18 protein-coding genes and 1 other annotated feature are annotated in these 20,555 nt (G+C 31.0%); of the genes, 4 read left to right on the top strand and 14 right to left on the bottom strand.

What is annotated here, in order from left to right; genetic code table 11:
* Positions 1 to 5 precede the first annotated feature (5 nt).
* The 4 genes from obgE to rplU all read right to left on the bottom strand — a co-directional run bounded on the left by obgE (position 6) and on the right by rplU (position 2,535).
* A complete protein-coding gene (obgE, locus tag HYG85_RS23115; RefSeq protein WP_212693823.1) occupies positions 6 to 1,283 on the bottom strand; it encodes a GTPase ObgE in 1,278 nt (425 codons plus the stop codon).
* 318 nt (positions 1,284 to 1,601) lie between these two features.
* Positions 1,602 to 1,886, bottom strand: a complete 285-nt coding sequence (gene rpmA / locus HYG85_RS23120; protein WP_113675018.1) for a 50S ribosomal protein L27 — start codon at positions 1,884 to 1,886, stop codon at positions 1,602 to 1,604.
* Between the two features lie 2 nt (positions 1,887 to 1,888).
* Positions 1,889 to 2,215, bottom strand: coding sequence for a ribosomal-processing cysteine protease Prp (locus tag HYG85_RS23125; protein ID WP_212691608.1), 327 nt, complete (start codon positions 2,213 to 2,215; stop codon positions 1,889 to 1,891).
* A gap of 8 nt (positions 2,216 to 2,223) precedes the next feature.
* On the bottom strand, positions 2,224 to 2,535 hold the full coding sequence (rplU, locus tag HYG85_RS23130; RefSeq protein WP_113675016.1) for a 50S ribosomal protein L21: 312 nt from the start codon (positions 2,533 to 2,535) through the stop codon (positions 2,224 to 2,226).
* Positions 2,536 to 2,545: 10 nt separating this feature from the next.
* Positions 2,546 to 2,619, bottom strand: a sequence feature (ribosomal protein L21 leader region).
* Positions 2,620 to 2,770: 151 nt separating this feature from the next.
* Between rplU and HYG85_RS23135 the strand changes: the two genes are divergently transcribed.
* Complete coding sequence (locus tag HYG85_RS23135; RefSeq protein WP_212691609.1) at positions 2,771 to 3,454, top strand: metal-dependent hydrolase; 684 nt, start codon at positions 2,771 to 2,773, stop codon at positions 3,452 to 3,454.
* Positions 3,455 to 3,630: 176 nt separating this feature from the next.
* Here the strand turns inward: HYG85_RS23135 and HYG85_RS23140 are convergent, their stop codons facing one another.
* From HYG85_RS23140 to asnB, 5 genes are all read right to left on the bottom strand, one after another.
* Positions 3,631 to 4,821, bottom strand: a complete 1,191-nt coding sequence (locus HYG85_RS23140; RefSeq protein ID WP_212691610.1) for an Rne/Rng family ribonuclease — start codon at positions 4,819 to 4,821, stop codon at positions 3,631 to 3,633.
* A gap of 10 nt (positions 4,822 to 4,831) precedes the next feature.
* Positions 4,832 to 5,506, bottom strand: a complete 675-nt coding sequence (locus tag HYG85_RS23145) for a TIGR03936 family radical SAM-associated protein (protein WP_212691611.1) — start codon at positions 5,504 to 5,506, stop codon at positions 4,832 to 4,834.
* Positions 5,496 to 7,349, bottom strand: a complete 1,854-nt coding sequence (locus HYG85_RS23150) for a TIGR03960 family B12-binding radical SAM protein (protein ID WP_212691612.1) — start codon at positions 7,347 to 7,349, stop codon at positions 5,496 to 5,498. Before HYG85_RS23150 ends, HYG85_RS23145 begins: the two co-directional genes overlap by 11 nt.
* Positions 7,350 to 7,541: 192 nt before the next feature.
* Entirely contained in the window at positions 7,542 to 7,817 is a 276-nt protein-coding gene (locus HYG85_RS23155) for a hypothetical protein (RefSeq protein WP_113675011.1), read from the bottom strand.
* A gap of 56 nt (positions 7,818 to 7,873) precedes the next feature.
* Complete coding sequence (gene asnB / locus HYG85_RS23160) at positions 7,874 to 9,715, bottom strand: asparagine synthase (glutamine-hydrolyzing) (protein WP_212691613.1); 1,842 nt, start codon at positions 9,713 to 9,715, stop codon at positions 7,874 to 7,876.
* Between the two features lie 222 nt (positions 9,716 to 9,937).
* Here asnB and tyrS point away from each other — a divergent pair, with 222 nt between their 5' ends.
* From tyrS to HYG85_RS23175, 3 genes are all read left to right on the top strand, one after another.
* Entirely contained in the window at positions 9,938 to 11,164 is a 1,227-nt protein-coding gene (gene tyrS, locus HYG85_RS23165; RefSeq protein WP_212693824.1) for a tyrosine--tRNA ligase, read from the top strand.
* Positions 11,165 to 11,515: 351 nt separating this feature from the next.
* On the top strand, positions 11,516 to 13,816 hold the full coding sequence (locus HYG85_RS23170) for a discoidin domain-containing protein (RefSeq protein ID WP_212691614.1): 2,301 nt from the start codon (positions 11,516 to 11,518) through the stop codon (positions 13,814 to 13,816).
* Positions 13,817 to 13,939: 123 nt separating this feature from the next.
* The gene (locus tag HYG85_RS23175) at positions 13,940 to 14,698 is read left to right on the top strand and encodes a TSUP family transporter (RefSeq protein WP_113675007.1); all 759 of its coding nucleotides are present in this window, start codon (positions 13,940 to 13,942) and stop codon (positions 14,696 to 14,698) included.
* A 91-nt stretch (positions 14,699 to 14,789) separates the two neighbouring features.
* Here HYG85_RS23175 and HYG85_RS23180 read toward each other — a convergent pair whose 3' ends face one another.
* From HYG85_RS23180 to HYG85_RS23200, 5 genes are all read right to left on the bottom strand, one after another.
* Positions 14,790 to 16,241: an aminoacyl-histidine dipeptidase gene (locus HYG85_RS23180; RefSeq protein WP_212691615.1), complete on the bottom strand. Its 1,452-nt coding sequence runs from the start codon at positions 16,239 to 16,241 to the stop codon at positions 14,790 to 14,792.
* A 54-nt stretch (positions 16,242 to 16,295) separates the two neighbouring features.
* The gene (locus HYG85_RS23185) at positions 16,296 to 17,654 is read right to left on the bottom strand and encodes a PFL family protein (RefSeq protein WP_212691616.1); all 1,359 of its coding nucleotides are present in this window, start codon (positions 17,652 to 17,654) and stop codon (positions 16,296 to 16,298) included.
* 36 nt (positions 17,655 to 17,690) lie between these two features.
* Positions 17,691 to 17,963, bottom strand: a complete 273-nt coding sequence (locus tag HYG85_RS23190) for an ACT domain-containing protein (protein ID WP_212691617.1) — start codon at positions 17,961 to 17,963, stop codon at positions 17,691 to 17,693.
* 23 nt (positions 17,964 to 17,986) lie between these two features.
* Entirely contained in the window at positions 17,987 to 18,787 is an 801-nt protein-coding gene (locus HYG85_RS23195) for an MBL fold metallo-hydrolase (RefSeq protein ID WP_113675003.1), read from the bottom strand.
* A gap of 97 nt (positions 18,788 to 18,884) precedes the next feature.
* Entirely contained in the window at positions 18,885 to 20,546 is a 1,662-nt protein-coding gene (locus HYG85_RS23200; protein ID WP_212691618.1) for a sensor domain-containing diguanylate cyclase, read from the bottom strand.
* Positions 20,547 to 20,555 lie beyond the last annotated feature (9 nt).

Raw genomic sequence — 20,555 nt, forward strand, 5'->3', positions numbered from 1 at the left:
CTCTTCTACTTATAAAAATCGAATTCAAGGTAATACATCTTAACAGTATCCCCTTCTTCTATACCAAGGCGTTCTAATTCCTCGATTATACCATTTTCCTTTAAGAACTTTTGGAAGAAAGCAAACCCTTTTTCAGTTTCAAGATTAGTGTATCCTAGCATTTTTTCTATTTTAGGTCCTTCTACTAGGAAAGTATTATCTTCTAATACCTCTACAGTAAATGCATCTTCCTTAACTTCTTCACTATCAATGAAATACTCTTGTTCATAGACTAATGTTTCATCATCTAAACCTTTTAATAGGTCATGAATATGGTATAATAACTCTTTCACTCCCTGACCTGTAACTGCAGAGATAGGGTATACTTTAATTCCTTTATCTTCAAATTCATCTTTTAATTCCAATAAATATTTATCATCTTGCATTACATCAATTTTGTTGGCAGCTATTACCATTGGTCTTTTAACTAGCTCTGGATTGAATGTTTTTAGTTCATAATTTATCTTATTAATATCTTCTACAGGATTTCTTCCTTCTGTTGAAGCTACATCCACTATATGAACAATGATTTTTGTACGTTCAATATGTTTTAAAAATTCATGACCTAGTCCAACGCCCTCTGAAGCACCTTCGATAAGACCTGGAATATCTGCTATAACAAAACCTTTTCCATCACTTATATCGACAACTCCTAGATTTGGGTTTAGTGTTGTAAAATGATAATTAGCAATTTTAGGTCTAGCATTAGTTACTCTTGATAGAAAAGTTGATTTACCAACATTAGGAAAACCTACAAGACCAACATCAGCAATTGTTTTTAATTCTAAAACGACCCAAAGATCCCTGCCTGATTTACCAGGTTGGGCATACTTAGGTATCTGCATGGTTGGAGTGGCATAATGCTGATTTCCTTTACCACCACGACCACCATTTAATAAAACTTCTTCCATACCAGGATGAGCCATATCAATAATTACTTTTCCTGTTTCAGCTTCTCTTATAATAGTACCAAGTGGTACATTTATTATTAGATCATCAGAATTCTTGCCGTGCATTCTATTACCTTTGCCAGGTTCTCCGTTACGGGCTTTGAAATGTTTTTTATGTCTAAAATCATATAGTGTATTTAGATCATTATCCACTCGAAAGATAATGTCTCCGCCCTTACCACCGTCTCCTCCATCAGGTCCACCGTTAGGTACATATTTTTCTCTTCTGAAACTTACACAACCGTTACCGCCATCACCTGATTTTATATATATCTTAGCTTGATCTACAAATATCATTTGCATCTATCCTTTCCCATTAGGAAAATTAATTGAGTCTTAATTATTAATCTTATTTTAGTTTAATACTTATTAATCTATGTGTATTATATTATAAAATTACTATAATTTAAAGTGATATTTAACTTTGTAGACTAAATTACCTTTAATTATAGTATTTATTAATTATACTGTCTATATACCTATTCTAAAAAACTTGTTATTATATATTGAATTCAAACATCTATTAAGCATTCTCAATAAGTTCAATATATTTTCCTTATAAAACCATAAAAAAAAGTTTCAAATGAAACCATTTGAAACTTTTCAGTAAACTTATTGAGCTTTTGGATATACAGAAACTTGCTTCTTGTCTCTGCCTTTTCTTTCAAACTTAACTACTCCATCAACTAATGCAAATAAAGTGTCATCGCCACCTCTACCTACATTTTCACCTGGATGAATTTTAGTTCCACGTTGTCTATATAAAATATTTCCAGCTTTTACAGTTTGTCCATCAGCTTTTTTAGCGCCTAATCTCTTTGACTCAGAGTCTCTACCGTTCTTAGTAGAACCAACTCCTTTTTTATGAGCAAAGAATTGAAGGTTCATTCTTAACATGCTTACACCTCCTTGATATCAAGAGTTATATAATCACTACCGTATTCTTCTATCATTGATTCTATACCTAATATCATTGATTTCAGCAATAAATGAGATTCATCACTGACTTTATCCAATATTTTAAATGACATATATCCTATCTGTTCGTCTGTAGAACAATCATATAAATCATCTGTAAAATTCTCAATTGAGTTAATAGCATTTATAGTCAATACTGACAGTGCAGCACATACTATATCTTTACCATATTCAGAATAACCTGCGTGACCACTTAATTCAAAACCGTTTATTATCTCGTTACTCGTAAATACATTAACAGCAATCATAATAATAATTACCCGTTAATCTTTTCGATTTTAACTTCAGTAAATGGTTGTCTATGACCTTGCTTTTTATGATAACCTTTTTTAGCTTTGTACTTGTAAACTATAACTTTTTTGTTTTTGCCTTCTGCTTCAACAGTTGCAGTTACAGTAGCATTGCTAACAGTTGGATTACCAACAGTTAAACCATTGTCATTAGATATCATTAAAACTTTGTCAAATGTTACAGTTTCGCCAGCAGCTACTCCTAATTTTTCGATTCTAATTGAATCACCTTCAGCAACTTTATATTGCTTTCCACCAGTTTCAATAATTGCGTACATTTTGGCACCTCCTTTTATCAAGACTCGCCGAATTCGGTGTTTCCTAAGAAATCTTATAACCTCTTCGTGCGGCTATACCACTCAAAAACTTTACCATAATTCACTACAAATGTCAAGGATTTTTACGGTTTTAAGCTTAAAACTGGAAAATTATATTATTTTAGGTCATAAATACATTTTTATGGTAAAATAAATTTTGGAGATATTATTAAAAATTAAGTAAGGAGCGATTAGTATGAACATAAAGTATCTAGGGCATTCTGCTTTTTATATGGAAGCTGGGAATTACAGTGCCATAATTGACCCTTTCATAACAGATAACCCACAATGTACAGCTACAGTTGATGACTTTAAAAATCTTAATCATATATTTGTAACCCATGGTCATGGAGACCATTTAGGTGATGCTGTTGAACTAGCTATAAAGACTAATGCAACTATCATTACCAATTTTGAATTAGGCAACTATCTATTATTTAACAACAAAAACATATCTGTACATACTATGCATATTGGAGGAAGTGCAATAATAGATGATGTATCCATCAAAATGACTAATGCTCTTCATGGTTCCTGTGTAATCACAACTGACCAAGAAATCATTTATGCAGGGAATCCATGTGGATTTTTAATTAATTATGATGGTATCAAAATATATCATGCAGGTGACACAGGACTCACACTAGATATGAAACTGTTAGAAGATGAACATGTCAATGCAGCTTTGTTACCCATAGGGGGTAATTTTACAATGGATATACCTGATGCTTGTAAAGCAGTAGACTTTGTAAAACCTGATTTGGCGATACCTATGCACTATAATACTTTTCCACCTATTAAGGCAGATCCATATAAATTTCAAGAATCAGCTTCTTGTAAAGTCAAGGTAATGGATATCAACCAAGTCATTACAATATAGATTAAAAGAATATCTATTGGATGAATATAAATACAGCTGGTTTATAATCTGCATATCAGATTTTACACTATTATCATATATGTGTTATTGTACTATATGATATAAAATGCAAGTAAAATAATAAGGACTCTGTTTAGGGATATTATGTTATATATATCCTCTAAACAGAGTTTATCTTATTTATTGGCTAATTGTTGATACAGAGGTTTATTAGTTTTCTTTCTTGTCATCTCAACAAGACCTAATCCTGTCATTCCTACCACAAAAACTTTGTTCCTATCCTTTTTAACATATGAACTTAGTTCTCTCAAAAGCTGTTGATTATGTTCTTTATTTTTCATGTCAATGAAATCAACAACAATTATACCCGATAGGTTTCTAAGTCTTATCTGATGAGCTATTTCCTTTGCAGCTTCAATATTGGTCTTGAATATAGTTTCTTCAAGATTCTTTTTACCAGTGAATTTGGCTGTATTTACATCAATAGAAACCAATGCTTCAGTAGGCTGAATAACGATACAACCTCCAGATTTTAACCAAACTCTTTCGCACAAAGCTTTTCTAATCTTATCATTCAATCCATATAGATTCATCAAAGAAAGATTTTTATCTTTGTACAACCTTATTTTATCCATCAGCTCTGGATTAGTTTTTTCGAAATAAGACCTAACTTCTTGATATAATTCTTTATCATCAAATATATATTCGACTATATCAATATCGTACATATCTCTAACAAATTTCAGCACCGAGTTAATACCTTTATATATCTCCGTATAACATGTTCTATACTTAGCAGTATCTATGATAGAATTATATCTTGTAACTAGTTCTTCCACTTCATTTTCAATAAGCTCTTCTTGTATTTTATAAGCATTGGTTCTAATAATAAAACCATAAGATTCCGTAACGTATTTTTCTAATATATCCTTAAGACGTTTCCTTTCATTTTCTCCCTTTATCTTACCTGATAATCCAATGAAATTTTTCCCTTTAGTAAGCACCACATAACGACCTGTAAGAGATATATTTGGTGATACAACACATCCCTTACTACCATGCTCTTCTTTTATTATTTGAACCATTATCTCATCACCATTTGAGAGCTTATTAGATGCATTACTCTTGGTATAAAATATATCTGAACTGTTATCAAGGGACATATAAGCATTTTTGCTTCGTCCAATATTGATGAATGCTGCATTCATACCTTTTATTACATTGACGACTTTACCTATATATATTTTCCCAATAAGATCATTACTGTCTTCTTCATTTATACCAAGCTCTATCAATCTTCTATTTCCATCCAATAATGCACTGTATACAATATCTTCATCTTTTGCAACAACTAATTTATATGGCATTTTAACACTCCTATAATATCTTATCCAAGGGAAGAAACTTATTGTCACTGATATAATATATTTCCTGTCTGTGAATTTTGAAATCAAACTTATTGTACTCTATATCATTAACCTTACATAGATTATCCAACACGATTTCAGGTTTAACATTCATTCTACTACCAGTAGCAATTAGCAATAATAAATCGCCATCTTCTCCTAATGCGATATTGAAGATTCCTGGTTTTATATCTATTTCTTTTAGAACATTCTTTTTATTTTTTTTAGTAATAATTATATTATTCTTGGACATTAGGTTATTTATCATGTCATCAGTAATAGTAATATTATTAACGGTAATCTTATATTTAGCAGCATCAATTAATGCCATAGCACTTTTAGCTTTCTCAGGGAGTACAGTAATATCAAGAATTTTAATTCCCTCCGGTGCATGTAAATCAAGATTTTTGATTTGATAATTTATATCAATGTCTTCCTTAATCTTAACATCCAAGTATTCCGCCTCACTGGTTATACCTACAGAAAGTGGTGCTCCTATAGACATAATTGGATGTGGGTTAAACCCTTCTGAATATGCAATTGGAAATTCAGCTTTCTTGAATACTCTTTGAAAGTTTCTTATCAAATCCAAATGTCCAATAAATTTCATTGTACCTTCTTTTGCGAATTTTATTCTAATCAACATAGCAAATACCTCCACCAAAACTTTTAGCTCCACAATTCATACAAGAATCAATACAATTTTCACTAACGATTCCTTCTTTGGCACGTAAGTATTCTCTATATAAAAATTCTTTTGTAACTCCTGTATCTATGAAATCCCAAGGTAATATTTCTTCAAAATCTCTTTCTCTTGAAGAGTAAAATAACGGATCTATATCATTTTCTTCAAAAGCATTCTCCCAGTTTTCAAATCTGAAGAATTCTGACCAAGCATCGAATGTAGCACCATTTTTCCATGCGCTGTATATGACTTTTGATATTTTCCTATCACCTCTAGCCATTACACCTTCCAACATACTGGTTTTTGCATCATGGCAGTTATATTTGATACTCTTTTTATTTATCTTCTTATTGAGAAATGTTTGCTTTTCCATAAAAGTCTCATAAGTATCCTGTGCTGTCCATTGAAATGGTGTGAAAGCTTTTGGAACAAAAAAAGATGTACTCACAACTATTTGTGGTTTTCTTTTTCTAACTTCTTTTGGCAATTTATAATACTCTTCTACTATATCTTGTCCAAGTTTTGCAATAGCTTCTATATCTTCATAATTTTCAGTTGGAAGTCCAAGCATAAAATATAATTTTACTCTTGTCCAACCACCTTTAAATGCCTGTGAAGAACCTGACAATATATCTTCTTCTGTGATACCTTTGTTTATTACATCTCTTAATCTTTGTGAGCCTGCTTCAGGAGCAAAGGTAATACTGCTTTTTCTTAACTCTTGTACTTTGCTCATAATATCTAATGAGAATTTATCAATTCTAAGTGATGGCAAAGAAAGATTGACATGCTTATCATTACCGAATTCATCTATCAAATAATTAGTTAATTCTTCTAAACCTGTATAATCACTTGAACTTAATGAAATAAGTGATATTTCATCATGTCCTGTATTTTTAATTAATTCAGTAGCTTGTTTCTTAAGAACATTTACATCTTTTTCTCTTAGAGGACGATATATCATACCTGCTTGACAGAATCTGCATCCTCTAGCACATCCTCTAAATAATTCTAAAACTACTCTATCATGAACAGTCTGAATAAGTGGGACTAAAGGTTTGCTTGGATAAGGTGCATTAGTTAAATCCATCACTATTTGCTTCTTAATCTTAGCCTTAGCATTTTTATGATTAGGCTTAAAATCTTTGATTTCACCATTTTCTTTGTAAGTGACATCATAGAATTTTGGAACATATACCCCTTCTATATCTAACAGTTTAATTAAGAATTCTTCTTTAGTACCTCCATTGTTCTTATGAATCTTATATAGATCAAGGATTTCTGATAATGTAGTCTCTGCCTCTCCAATATAGAAAAAGTCTATAAAATCTGCTATTGGTTCAGGATTATAAGTACATGGACCACCAGCACATACAATAGGATCATCTTCTGATCTATCCTTACTGTACACTGCCATACCTGATAAATCTATGGTATTTAATATGTTAGTATAACTCATTTCATATTGAACTGTGAATCCAAGAAAATCAAAAGCTTTTATATCATCTTGTGATTCCAAACTGAAAAGCTCAATATTTTTTTCTCTCATTATTTTTTCAAGGTCATCCCAAGGAGAAAATACACGTTCACAAAAAGTATCTTCCCTTTTATTAAGGAAATCATAAAGTATAGATAATCCAACATGGGACATACCTATTTCATAGACATCAGGAAAACATAAAGCAAATCTAATATCTATGTCATTAATATCTTTACCTACAACATTAATTTCATTACCTAAATATCTTGCAGGTTTTTCCACACTAAGTAAAATATCATCTGTAAGTTTTAACTTTTTATCCATTTTATTGGTTAACTCCTTTAATCTATGAGTATTATATTAGTTTATTTAACTTATATAATAATATAATAAAACCCGAAATATAACAACTATAATTTAAATATAAAAGGACTGCTTAAGAATACATCTATTATTAATAGGTATTATAAATGTATTTTAAGGCAGCCCCACTATAATTAATTTTGACTTATAATATTAATTCAAAAAATCTTTGACCGCAGTTTCATCACCGATTTTTAACACTTTATTTGATAACTCAGCAAAGTCTTCATTATAATACAATACTTCATAAATACTGTTTACATCAAATTCACCGATTTTTATTTCATATTTTTTTAGATAAAGTGTTGATAGCAGTATTACGAAAGATATAAAAATCTTTATAGCTAGTTTACTTGAATAGGTGTCTTCTTTTTTTCGGTTTCTTGAATTATATCTGTTGTTCCTTCTTCTGACATTCTTTTTTTTCATTTATATCTCATTCCCTTCACATATCAACCAAATTAACTAATCATCTCAAAATCCGTTTAATAATCAATTTTTATCTTATAGTGTTCAAGCCAATAGTTAAGTTGAATCAGGTAAGCAATGAATTGTGGTTCTTTCATCAATTGTCCAAACCATGGTGTTATAAATGTTTCTCCATCATTATTAATTAGATTATATACATTTTTAGTATCAATAAGATTATGAATAGGACTATTTTTATCATCTAATATATTTTTTAGTAATGATTTTACTGAATTACTGTATTCAGGATTATAAGTTTTAGGATAAGGTGATTTCTTCCTATAGGTTACATCTTCTGGCAAATATGAGCTAAGAACTTTTCTTAATAAACCTTTTTCTATATTATTATGGTTTTTGATTCGCCAAGGTATATTCCAAGTATATTCTACTATTCTATGATCAGCATATGGTACTCTGACCTCTAGGCTCTTATACATACTCATCCTGTCCTTACGTGTCAATAATGTTAGCATAAACCATTTTAGATTAATATATGTAAGTTTCTTGATTCTTTTCTCATGCTCTGTTTCATTATCCAAGAATTCAATATCGCTGATAGTGTCCATATATTTAGTATTGGCAAATTCCTCTAATTTTAACTTATTTAATTCTTTTGATAGGAAGGATTTTCTTTCATTTATGTATCTGTTCCATGGGAAACCATCATAATATACATCTTCCTGTTTCCTGAACCAAGGATATCCCCCGAATATCTCATCAGCACATTCTCCAGATAATGCCACTGTATGATCATTTTTTACCTTGCCACAGAATAGCATAAGCGATGAATCGATATCAGCCATACCAGGCAGATCATACGCTATAACAGCATCTTGTAGTGCTTTTACCAGCATATCGTTATTTATAGTGATTTTTTTATGCTGGGAACCAATGTATTCATTGACACGCTTAACCCAGATATTATCATTGCTTGGTTGAAAATCAGAGGCTACAAAAAACTTATCGTTGTCTTCGTAATCTATAGAATAAGTAGTGAGCTTTTTAGATTGATTCTTAAAAAACTCAGAGGCTATAGATGAAATACCACTTGAATCTAGTCCTCCAGATAAAAATGTACATATAGGTACATCTGAAATAAGTTGTTTCTTTATTGAATCTTCAACTAAATATGCTGTATGTTCAAAAGTGTCTTCATCATTTTCTGTATGATAACTGGTTATTGGCTTCCAATATATATGCTTATACAAATTCTTTGAAGTTAAAATAATAAATTCGCTAGGTTTCAACTCATAGATATTTTTAAAAACACCACTGCCAAGTACTCTACTTGGTCCAAGACTGAACAACTCTAATAGCCCATTTTCATTAATTACAGGTTCTAATCCAGGGAATTCCAATAAAGCTTTTATTTCAGAGCCAAATATGAATGACCCATTGATATAAGCATAGAATAAAGGTTTTACACCTAACCTGTCTCTTGCTAGGAACAGGGATTTTGATTTTTCTTCCCATATACCAAAAGCAAATATTCCATTAAGGTATGTAGTACAATCTTCACCCCATTCTATATAAGAAACTAAAACCACTTCAGTGTCACAATGAGACTCGAACTTATAACCCTTTTGAGATAGTTTTTCTCTTAATTCATTAGTATTATATATTTCTCCATTATAAACAATAGTATATTCATGTTCTCCTATTTTTTTGGTCATTGGCTGTTTGCCACCATCAGGATCAATAACTACTAATCTTCTATGACCCAACAAGACATTGGTTTTATAATAGAAACCATATTCATCTGGTCCCCTATGAACCAATTGGTTTGTCATGTTATGGATAACACTTCTTTTTTCACTAATATTCTTATTATAATTAACCCATCCAGCAATTCCACACATCTAATCATCCCCTCTTACCTCAATACTTATCTAGATCAATAATAAAACTATAATAAAATATTATTTTTATCTCATAAGATAACTTGTTTAACTTTCTTTATCTATATATATGCAAAAGTACAGCTTTTATGAGTTATAGTGTATTCTAAAAATACTTGAATCATGACATAACTTATGATAGGATTATAAATAATGAAAAAAGAAACATTAGGAGGATTCGTAATGAGCGCATACGATGTGTTAATGGAAAGAGGGTTTATTGAACAAACAACCCATGAAAAAGAAATAAAAGAATTGTTAGAAAATGAGAAAGTCACATTTTATATAGGATTTGATCCAACTGCTGATAGTTTAACTGTAGGTCACTTTTTACCAGTAATGGCAATGGCTCATATGCAAAGAGCTGGACATAGACCAATTATTCTTATTGGTGGTGGAACAACAATGGTTGGTGACCCAACTGGTAAATCTGATATGCGTAAAATGATGACTAAAGATCAAATCAATAGTAATGCAGAAAGATTCAAAGAACAATTATCCAAGTTTATTGATTTTGAAGATGATAAAGCAATCATGGTCAATAATGCTGATTGGCTTCTTGATCTTAACTATGTTGATTTCTTACGTGAAATCGGGGTTAATTTTTCAGTTAATAGAATGTTAACTGCTGAATGTTATAAATCCAGAATGGAAAAAGGACTTACTTTCTTGGAATTCAATTATATGTTAATGCAGTCTTATGACTTTTTGGCACTTAATAGAGAATATAACTGTTCCCTTCAATTAGGCGGTAACGACCAATGGTCTAATATTCTAGGTGGTGTTGAGTTAATAAGACGTAAAGAGCAAAAACCTGCATTTGGAATGACTTTCAAACTTCTTACTACAAGTGAAGGTAAAAAAATGGGTAAAACTGAAAAAGGTGCAGTATGGTTGGATAAAGCAAAAACAACACCTTATGAGTTCTATCAATATTGGAGAAATGTAGAAGATGCAAAAGTTCAAGAATGTCTTAGCCTTCTGACATTTTTACCTATGGATGAAGTTAAACGTCTTGGTGCATTAAAAGACGCAGAAATAAATAAAGCAAAAGAAGTTCTTGCTTTTGAAATCACTAAAATAGTACATGGTGAAGAGATTGCAAAACAAGCTATGGAAGCAGCAAAAGCATTATTTACTGGTGGCGCTAAGAGCGGTTCCATCCCTACTACTGAAGTCATGAAAGATGAATTTGAAGGTGAAGGAATGGATATTATATCAGCCCTTATAAAAGCGAAACTTGTACCTACTCGTTCTGAAGGACGTCGTATGGTTCAACAAGGTGGCGTTAGGGTGAATGATATTAAAGTTGATGGTATAGATAGAATGATCACAGTGGATGATTTCAAAGAAGATGGAACCTTGTTAATTAAAAAAGGTAAAAAAGGTTTCCACCAATTTAAAATCTAATACTCTACTAAAAAACTAAAAGTTTAAGTAATTGTTCACACAAAATTCTTGACACTATCTTAATAATATAGTAGATTTAGTATATAAACCTTAATATTTAGAATTATAAATTACTTCAATAGGTTATTTATAATTACAGATAAATAATATTATATCTAAGCGTGTTACTATGATTTATAGGCATTAGCTTTATATATTATGTACCCATGTTGTACATATATGTAATGCTAATGCTTTATTTATACACAAAATCAAAAATTGTTTTACTGCCAAAATTATACTCCACTTTTATTCTTATAATCATTTTGTAAAACAGTTTTTGTATATAAAATTATATGGAGGTATTATAATATGAGATTTTCCAAAAAAATTTCCAGACGTTATACCTACTTATTATTAATTCTATTACTAGTTTTTTCTCTATTCAATTCACTACCAACATCAGCGAACAGCACCAATCCTCAACCTAATGTAATTCCTGCACTACGAGAATGGATTGGAAATACAGGTTTATTTACCCTTACCCCACAATCACGTATATGTATTGATCCAAATTATGAAACAGAATTATTAACTAGAATGACCTCATTTAAAGATGAAATAAAGCTTATCAATAATGATTTAGATTTATCTATACTAACTTCTAATAATCCAACTGATTCGGACATATATATTACTCTAGATTGTCAGGACACAAATATTGGTACAGAAGGTTATCTTATGGATATAGACAATATATTGACCATAAAAGCTAATACAGCTGATGGTGCCTTCTACGGAACACGGTCTCTTCTTCAAATATTAGTGGCAGATAATACAAAAGATTCTATTCCTAAAGGTGATATTAGGGATTACCCTATGTATGAAGAACGTGCTTTTATGATTGATGTATCCAGAAAATATTTTACAATGGATTTCCTAAGAGACTATGTAAAACTAATGTCATGGTTTAAGATGAATGACTTTCATATTCACTGGACAGATGACTGGTATGATGGCTATTGGGCTTTTAGAATCGAAAGTACAACTTATCCTAATATAACAGCAACAGATGGCAGTTATACAAAGCAGGAAGTAATCGCTCTCCAGGATTTAGGAGATATATATGGTATAACCATAACTCCTGAATTTGATTCCCCATCCCATGCTAGACCCTATACTAAGATTCGCCCTGACCTAATTAATACAGCAAAAGGTGATCGTTATCTAGATCTTCATAATCCAGATACATATACCTTTATGCAATCCATATATGATGAATATATCCCTCTATTTCGAGCACCAGATTTCCATATTGGATGTGATGAATATGATGGCGGCGGTGAAAAATATCGTCAGTACTATAATACTATGGCTGATTATGTTCAGAATCTAGGTAAAAATGTACGTGTATGGACTGGATGGCATCACGAAAGTGGAACCACTGTACCTGACTCTGATATCATTATTGATGTTTGGGAAGGTGGTTTTGATGTAAATAATTATGTGAATAGAGGTAACAAATTAATTAATTCTTCTGGCGACTATCTATATATCGTACCTGATACCAGCTGGTTACCTGATTTACCAGTTCTCTATGAGCAATGGGAGCCTCATATTTTTAATAGAGCAAAAACTAATAAGTTAACCCCTAACCATAAAAAACTTTTAGGTGCTAAACTTCATATTTGGTTAGATGGCAAGAGAAATATTGTGTCACAACAAGATTGTGACAAACTGATTCAACCTCCATTAAAGATTTTATCAGAAAAACTGTGGGGTGGTAAAAATTCTAATACTTATGAGGAGTTTGTAAATAGAACTCTTGAAGTTGGTAATGCGCCAGGTATCAATCTTACCCCTACTGAACAGTTACCTCCTATTGACCCTAATAATCTAGCTTATAACAAACCTGTTACTGCATCTTCAACAGAAGATGGTACATATTTTACTCCTGAAAAAGCAGTAGACCGCTTTTCCTCTTCTCGTTGGTCCAGTAATCACAATGATAATGAATTTATATATGTAGATTTACTTGATACTTATAATATCAATAAAGTTAAACTGCACTGGGAAACTGCATATGGAAAGAAATATAAAATACAGGTATCTACTGATGCCATAAACTGGATAGATGTCTATAGCGAAGTTGATTCTGACGGAAATGAAGATATTATTGATTTCTCAGGAGTAGATGCACGTTATGTCAAGATGCAAGGTGTTGAGAGAAAAACCAATTGGGGATATTCTTTATATGATTTCTGTGTTTATGAAACTATAGATCAACCTGTGAATCTAGCTGTAGACAAGCCATTTTTTGTATCAGGTGTAGAACCAGCAACTTCATTTAATGGATCTTTAGCTGTTGATGGAAACAAACTTACAAGATGGGCTAGTGATTATGATGATAATTCATGGTGCTATGTTGATTTAGGTGAAATAACAGATATTAGTAAGGTACTTATACATTGGGAAAGTGCATTCGGTAAAAAATATAAAATACAAATTTCAGATGATGCAACTGACTGGATAGATATATATACTGAAAGTGACAGTGATGGTGGTCTAGATACTATACCTATCAATCAACAAGGAAGATATATCAAGATGCAAGGCATAGAACGAGCAACTAAGTGGGGTTATTCAATATGGGAATTTGAAGTTTATAATTAAATTTATCTCTTATGTATTGAATTCATTTAGTCAAAATTAGACTAAATGAATTCTTTTTCTTTCTTTATTTACTATAATCATTTATAATATTCTTATATTGCTAAAATTAGGAGTGTTTAACTAATGAAAATCGTATTATTATGTTTTGCTGGGTTTATTGCAGCCTTTGTTGATTCTATTGCAGGAGGTGGTGGATTAATTAGTGTACCAGCATATTATATGGCAGGATTACCTTCCCATATAGTTCTTGGCACAAATAAATTCTCAGCTGCATGTGGTTCGTTGACAAGCTCAATAAAATACCTTAGAAGTGGACATGGTAACAAAAATCTGCTGAAATATGCTATTCCATTTACACTGGTTGGTGCATGTATAGGTGTCACTGTGGCTCTTCAAATCAATGAGCAGACACTAAGTAGTATCATACTTGTAATGGTACTAATCATAGGAGTTTATTCATTATTTTCTAAATCTCTAGGAATGAAAGAAAATCTAAAAAAAGTAACTAAACTAAGAATTTTATTACTTATATTATTAGCTCTATGTCTTGGTTTTTATGATGGATTCTTTGGACCAGGTACAGGTTCTTTTTTAATGTTTGGATTGATACAGCTCTTTGGTTTTGAGTTTACCAGAGCCTCGGCTAATGCTAGAGTAATGAATTTTGTAAGTAATATTACTTCATTATTTTTATTTGCGATAAATATGAAAATAAATTTCACCTATGGTATACCAGTAGCAATATTCAGTATCCTAGGTGCAAGATTAGGAACTTCTTTTGCTCTAAAAAAAGGTGCAAAAATCATAAAACCTATCTTTATAACCATGTCTTTACTTCTATCACTAAAGTTATTGATTGTAGATGTTTTGCATTTAATATAATATCTGTTTTTAATATTTGTTCAGGAAATATTATAGAAAAATAAAGGGAATAAGACGATTAATCCTATTCCCTACTATTATTTATATTTTACTATTTTATATTTTTTAGAGCATTTAATAAGAATTCCCAAGTCCTCTTTGTGGAAGAAATACTCAATCTCTCATCTGGTGTATGAACATCATACATATTAGGTCCAAGAGAAATCATATCAAGTCCTTCTATCTTTTCATCGAATACACCGCATTCAAGACCAGCATGAATTGCTTTGATTAATGGTTTTTTTCCATACATATCTTCATATGTTTTAGCGAATATATCTCTGACCTTAGATTCTTTTCTATATTCCCATTCTGGATATTCACCAGTTACTTTAAACTCAGAATGTCCATATTCTGCAAATAAACCTAATTGATATGCCATTACTTTTTTCAATGAGCCTACTGAACTTCTTACAGCTATAGTTAATTTAACAGAATCATCCTTAGTAACTACAACACCTAGGTTAAGAGAACTTTCAACTAGCCCCTCAATATCAGCGCTCATAGTCTGTATTCCATTTGGCAAGCATGTTAATAAGAAAATAAGATTGTTTAAAGTATCTTTAGCCATTACTTTAATTTCATCCATATTCTCTTTTGTTATAACTACAGTAAGTCCACTGTCACTTGTCTTAAACTCATTTTTGATATCTGAAGATATCTTATCAACTATATCATTGAATTTATCAAATTCTCCATCAGGAATAATTACATTAGCATATGCTTCACGTGGGATAGCATTATCTTTTGAACCTCCGAATATATCAACTACATGAATATCCATAGCATCATTCAAATCATATAATATTCTACCTAGGATACGATTAGAATTAGCTCTGTTCTTATCGATATCACTACCTGAATGTCCACCTTTTAGACCTTTAACCATAATTTTATAAGCAGTACCTTCTGCTTGTTCCCACTTGATAGGAACATTTATACAAGCTTTTAAACCTCCAGCACAGCTTACTAGAAATTCTCCTTCTTCTTCACTATCAAGGTTCACTAGTATCCTACCTGAAAAATTGGATGGATCAACTCCAATAGCTCCATTCATTCCAGCTTCTTCATTTGATGTAATAAATACTTCAATTGGAGGATGTTCAATTTCACTAGAGTCAAGAATTGCAAGACAATACGCTACTGCAATACCATTGTCAGCACCTAATGTTGTACCATTAGCACTGATATAGTCTCCATCAACTACTAATTCAATAGGATCTTTCAAAAAGTCATGTTCTACATCAAAATTCTTCTCACAAACCATATCCATATGTCCTTGGAGAATTACAGTAGGACTTGATTCATAACCTTTTGTTCCAGGTTTTTTAATAATAACGTTTAGTTCTTCATCTTGAATTACTTCAAGATTTCTTTCTTTAGCAAAACTCAAAAGATAATCACTAATCTCTTTTTCATTTCCTGATCCTCTAGGGATATTATTTATCTTCTCAAAATACTCTAATACACTTTTAGGTTCTAGACCTTCTATTATTTTACTCATCCTTTTCACCTTCCCAATCTAATTTAGCTCATAGAGAAGTTTACCATTAATAGTTTAATTCTTAAAACTATGGATTGGAGCTGGTATTCTACCGCCTCTATTAATAAGTCTATCACAACCAAATTCATTTACTGGCATTAATGGCGCATAACCTAGTAAACCACCAAATTCAGCTTGGTCGCCAACATCTTTTCCTATAACTGGTATAACTCTAACAGCAGTAGTCTTTTGATTAATCATACCAATAGCCATTTCATCTGCAATTATTCCTGAAATTGTAGATTCTTTGGTTTTTCCTGGTATAGCTATCATATCTAGACCAACTGAACAAACACATGTCATAGCTTCAAGCTTCTCTATTGTTAAAGCTCCTTTGTTAACTGCATTTATCATACCTTGGTCTTCACTAACTGGTATAAAAGCACCACTTAGTCCACCAACATATGAAGATGCCATAACCCCGCCTTTTTTAACTTGGTCATTCAATAATGCAAGGGCTGCTGTAGTCCCAGGTGCACCTACATAATCTACACCAATTTCTTGTAAAATATCTGCAATACTATCACCGATAGCAGGTGTTGGTGCTAGTGATAAGTCTATTATACCAAATGGAACATCTAAAGCTTTAGATGCTTCTTTAGCAACTAATTGTCCAACTCTAGTAATCTTGAAAGCAGTCTTCTTGATAGTCTCGCATAGTTCTTCAAAATCCTTACCTCTACAAGTTTCCAAAGCCTTTTTGACAACACCAGGTCCACTTACACCAACATTAATAATAGCATCAGCTTCACTTACACCGTGAAAAGCACCAGCCATAAATGGATTATCATCAGGCGCATTACAAAAGACAACAAATTTTGCGCATCCTATTGAATCACTATCCTTAGTTAAAACTGCTGTTTCTTTTATAGTACTTCCAAGTAATTTAACTGCATCCATGTTAATTCCAGTTTTTGTAGATCCTACATTAACTGAACTACAAACTCTTTCTGTAGTAGCAAGAGCTTCTGGAATAGATTTAATTAATTTTTTATCACTTTCTGTCATACCTTTACTAACTATAGCTGAAAAACCACCTATAAAATTGACACCAACTTCTTTTGCAGCTTTATCCAATGTTTTAGCAATAGATACATAAGAATCAGTCTTAGTACTTGATGCAGCAATTGCTATAGGTGTTATTGAGATTCTTTTATTTACTATAGGAACACCATATTTTTTCTCAATATCTTCTCCAACTTTAACAAGGTCTTTAGCCTTAGTTGTAATTTTATTATAAATATTTTCATTAAATCTATCAATATCAGAATCGGCACAATCCATAAGATTAATACCCATTGTAATAGTCCTGACATCTAAATTTTCTTTTAATATCATTGTATTCGTTTCTAGTACTTCTAATGAATTAATCATGTAAAATTCTCAATCCTCTCAGGTAGTATTTAATAGTTATAATCTATGCATCTTATTAAAGATCTCTTCATGTTGAAGTTTTATAGTTACACCTATCTTATTTCCTAGTTTATCCAATTCATCTACAACTTCTCCAAAAGGTTTTGTTATATCATTGACATCAACTATCATCATCATGTTAAAAAAACCTTGTACAATTGTTTGAGAAATATCAAGAATATTGATATTATCTTTTGCAAGATAGCTACAAACCTCCGATATAATTCCTACTCTATCTTTACCTACTACTGTAATAATTCCTCTTTTCATAACTTAAATTACTCCTTTCTGTCTTATACTACAACTAGTTCTGAATGACTGCTTCTTGAAGCTACCGATAAATTAAATTTATCACAATCTACATGTGAACAATTAGCTAATACTGTTTTAACTGATTCATAGGCTAACTCAGGAAAGTTATTCTCCAAACTAAGATGGCCCAAAATCACATGTGATAATGTTTCATTATATAATGTAGATATTAATTCTCCAGATGTTTCATTAGATAAATGCCCTACATCACTCATAATCCTTTTTTTAAGGAAATAAGGATATTTTCCAACTTCTAAAAGTTTTACATCATGGTTTGCCTCAATAAATAATACATTGGAACCATTCAAATTATCTATTATGTACTCATCATAACATCCTAAATCTGTTGCAACACTTATCTTTTTATCTTCGCTCTTAAATGTATAGCATACTGGATCAATGGCATCATGAAATGAATTAAAAGGATGAATAGTCATATCCTTTATCATGAAATCCTCATTGGGAAAAATTTCAACATGCAAACCTTCTGGAATTTTTCCTAAAGAACTATAGTTAAGTGTAGCGTCCCATGTTTTCTTAGTGGCATAAATAGGCATTTTGTACTTTCTAGCGTATACACCAATACCTTTTATATGGTCAGAATGCTCATGAGTAATTAATATACCATCTATAGTATGTGGATCTACGCCTATTGCATTCAAACCAATTTCTACTTTCTTTTTACTGATGCCAGAATCAACTAACAGATTTACATTATCTGTTCCAACATATATACAATTGCCACTGCTGCCACTGGCAATACTACATATTTTAAGTGCCATTTGAAATCTCCTATCTCTATATTATCTTCATTCTTAAATACTATAAGAAAAGATTAGTAGGCTTAAACCATATAAAGTTTATAGCTTATATTATACATTATAAATTAATATTATCAATAGTTATTCTTCCTCTTCCATTCGCTTTTGAGATGTACATTGCATTGTCAGCTCTTTTCAATAAATCTTTCGGATTCTTACAAACTTTTGGATAAGAAGAAATACCGGTACTGATATTTATATTAATCAATTTATCATCATGGGATATTTTCTGATTAATAATACTGTTATGGATTTCTTCCATTATTTTGTATGCTTCATCCAACGTTTTATTAGGAAATATTATAACAAACTCTTCTCCACCATAACGCCCAACGATACTACCATTTCTATTGGCATATTTTTCTGAAATGTCTGCAATGATTTTTAATACTTGGTCGCCGAATATATGTCCATATGTATCATTGACCTTTTTGAATTTATCAATATCAAAAAGTGCCAGTGACAAAACTTTTTGATTGATACGGGCATCTTCATAAAGCTCATGGAAAATTTTTTGTAAGTAGTTCCTGTTGTATACACAAGTCAAACCATCTCTCTTAGCCATTTCTTCCATTTTAGTATATAGATTAGCGTTATTTATAGCAATATTAATCTGATTTGCTATACCTTGAAAAAATTGAATGCTATTTTCATTTATCATTTGAGTCGATGTATGTTCAGCAATTAATAATCCATATGTATTTTTGTCATTAAGTATTGGTATTATAACAATAGAACCAACATCTCTCTCAGATGTAAAATCGTACTTTCCTTTAATGACCTCATTATCAATATAAGGGTCACGAATACTAAAGTATTTATCTAATTTACCCGATTTCATATTGTCTATAAAAGATTTTAGATAGTCTTTCCCATGTGTAGATTTAACTTTGTAATGATATGCATTAAGGTTAACATCATAAATAACTAATGAGCATGTATCTACACCTATAGCACCAAGTATTGAATCAGTAACCAATTCCATCAATTCATCAATATCCAAAACAGAACTTATGTAACTAAGTAATTCATTCTGGATATACATTTCTGCAGTAAATCTATTCAATCTTTCATTAGCTTCTTCCAATTCCATCTTCTGCTTAACTAGCTGGTCATGAACTAATTGAATTTGTTGTCCTGATACAACTAATTCCTCATTTTTATTTTTAGCCCTTAACCAAAGCTTTTTTTGGATATTTACTTGATTCTTCAAGTCTTCGGTAGACCCGTAAAAAATTATGTATACCCCTATTATTACTATTATAATTTGTAACATGAATAGTAGTGGTACGAAGTTTAAATATCCTGTGATTCCACGATATATACTGGTAATCGCTAAAGGTAGTATAACCAAAACATATGTATGATATCTTATAAGTTTACTCTTGAACCCTAGGATGGTGATAACCTCAACACATAACATAATATACATGATGCAAGCTGAATTAGAAAGGAATCTGTTTCTTTCTAAAACAACAAAAGAAGTTATAATTAATTGAACAAGTTTGGTAAAATAAAACACACGAATATTTTTCAAATAGTCTAACCGGTGAAAAATAATATTAATGATATATATTACTATAACCATTGTCAATCCATATATAATATATCTATCGCATTTATATAGTATCTTGGATACTAAAAAATATATTATTATCATTGACGTTATTATAGTATATATATAAATAAATTTCTTTTCATATTTTAGTGTTCGTTCCAAGGCCTATCC

Source organism: Vallitalea guaymasensis, from assembly GCF_018141425.1.
GTDB lineage: Bacteria > Bacillota > Clostridia > Lachnospirales > Vallitaleaceae > Vallitalea > Vallitalea guaymasensis.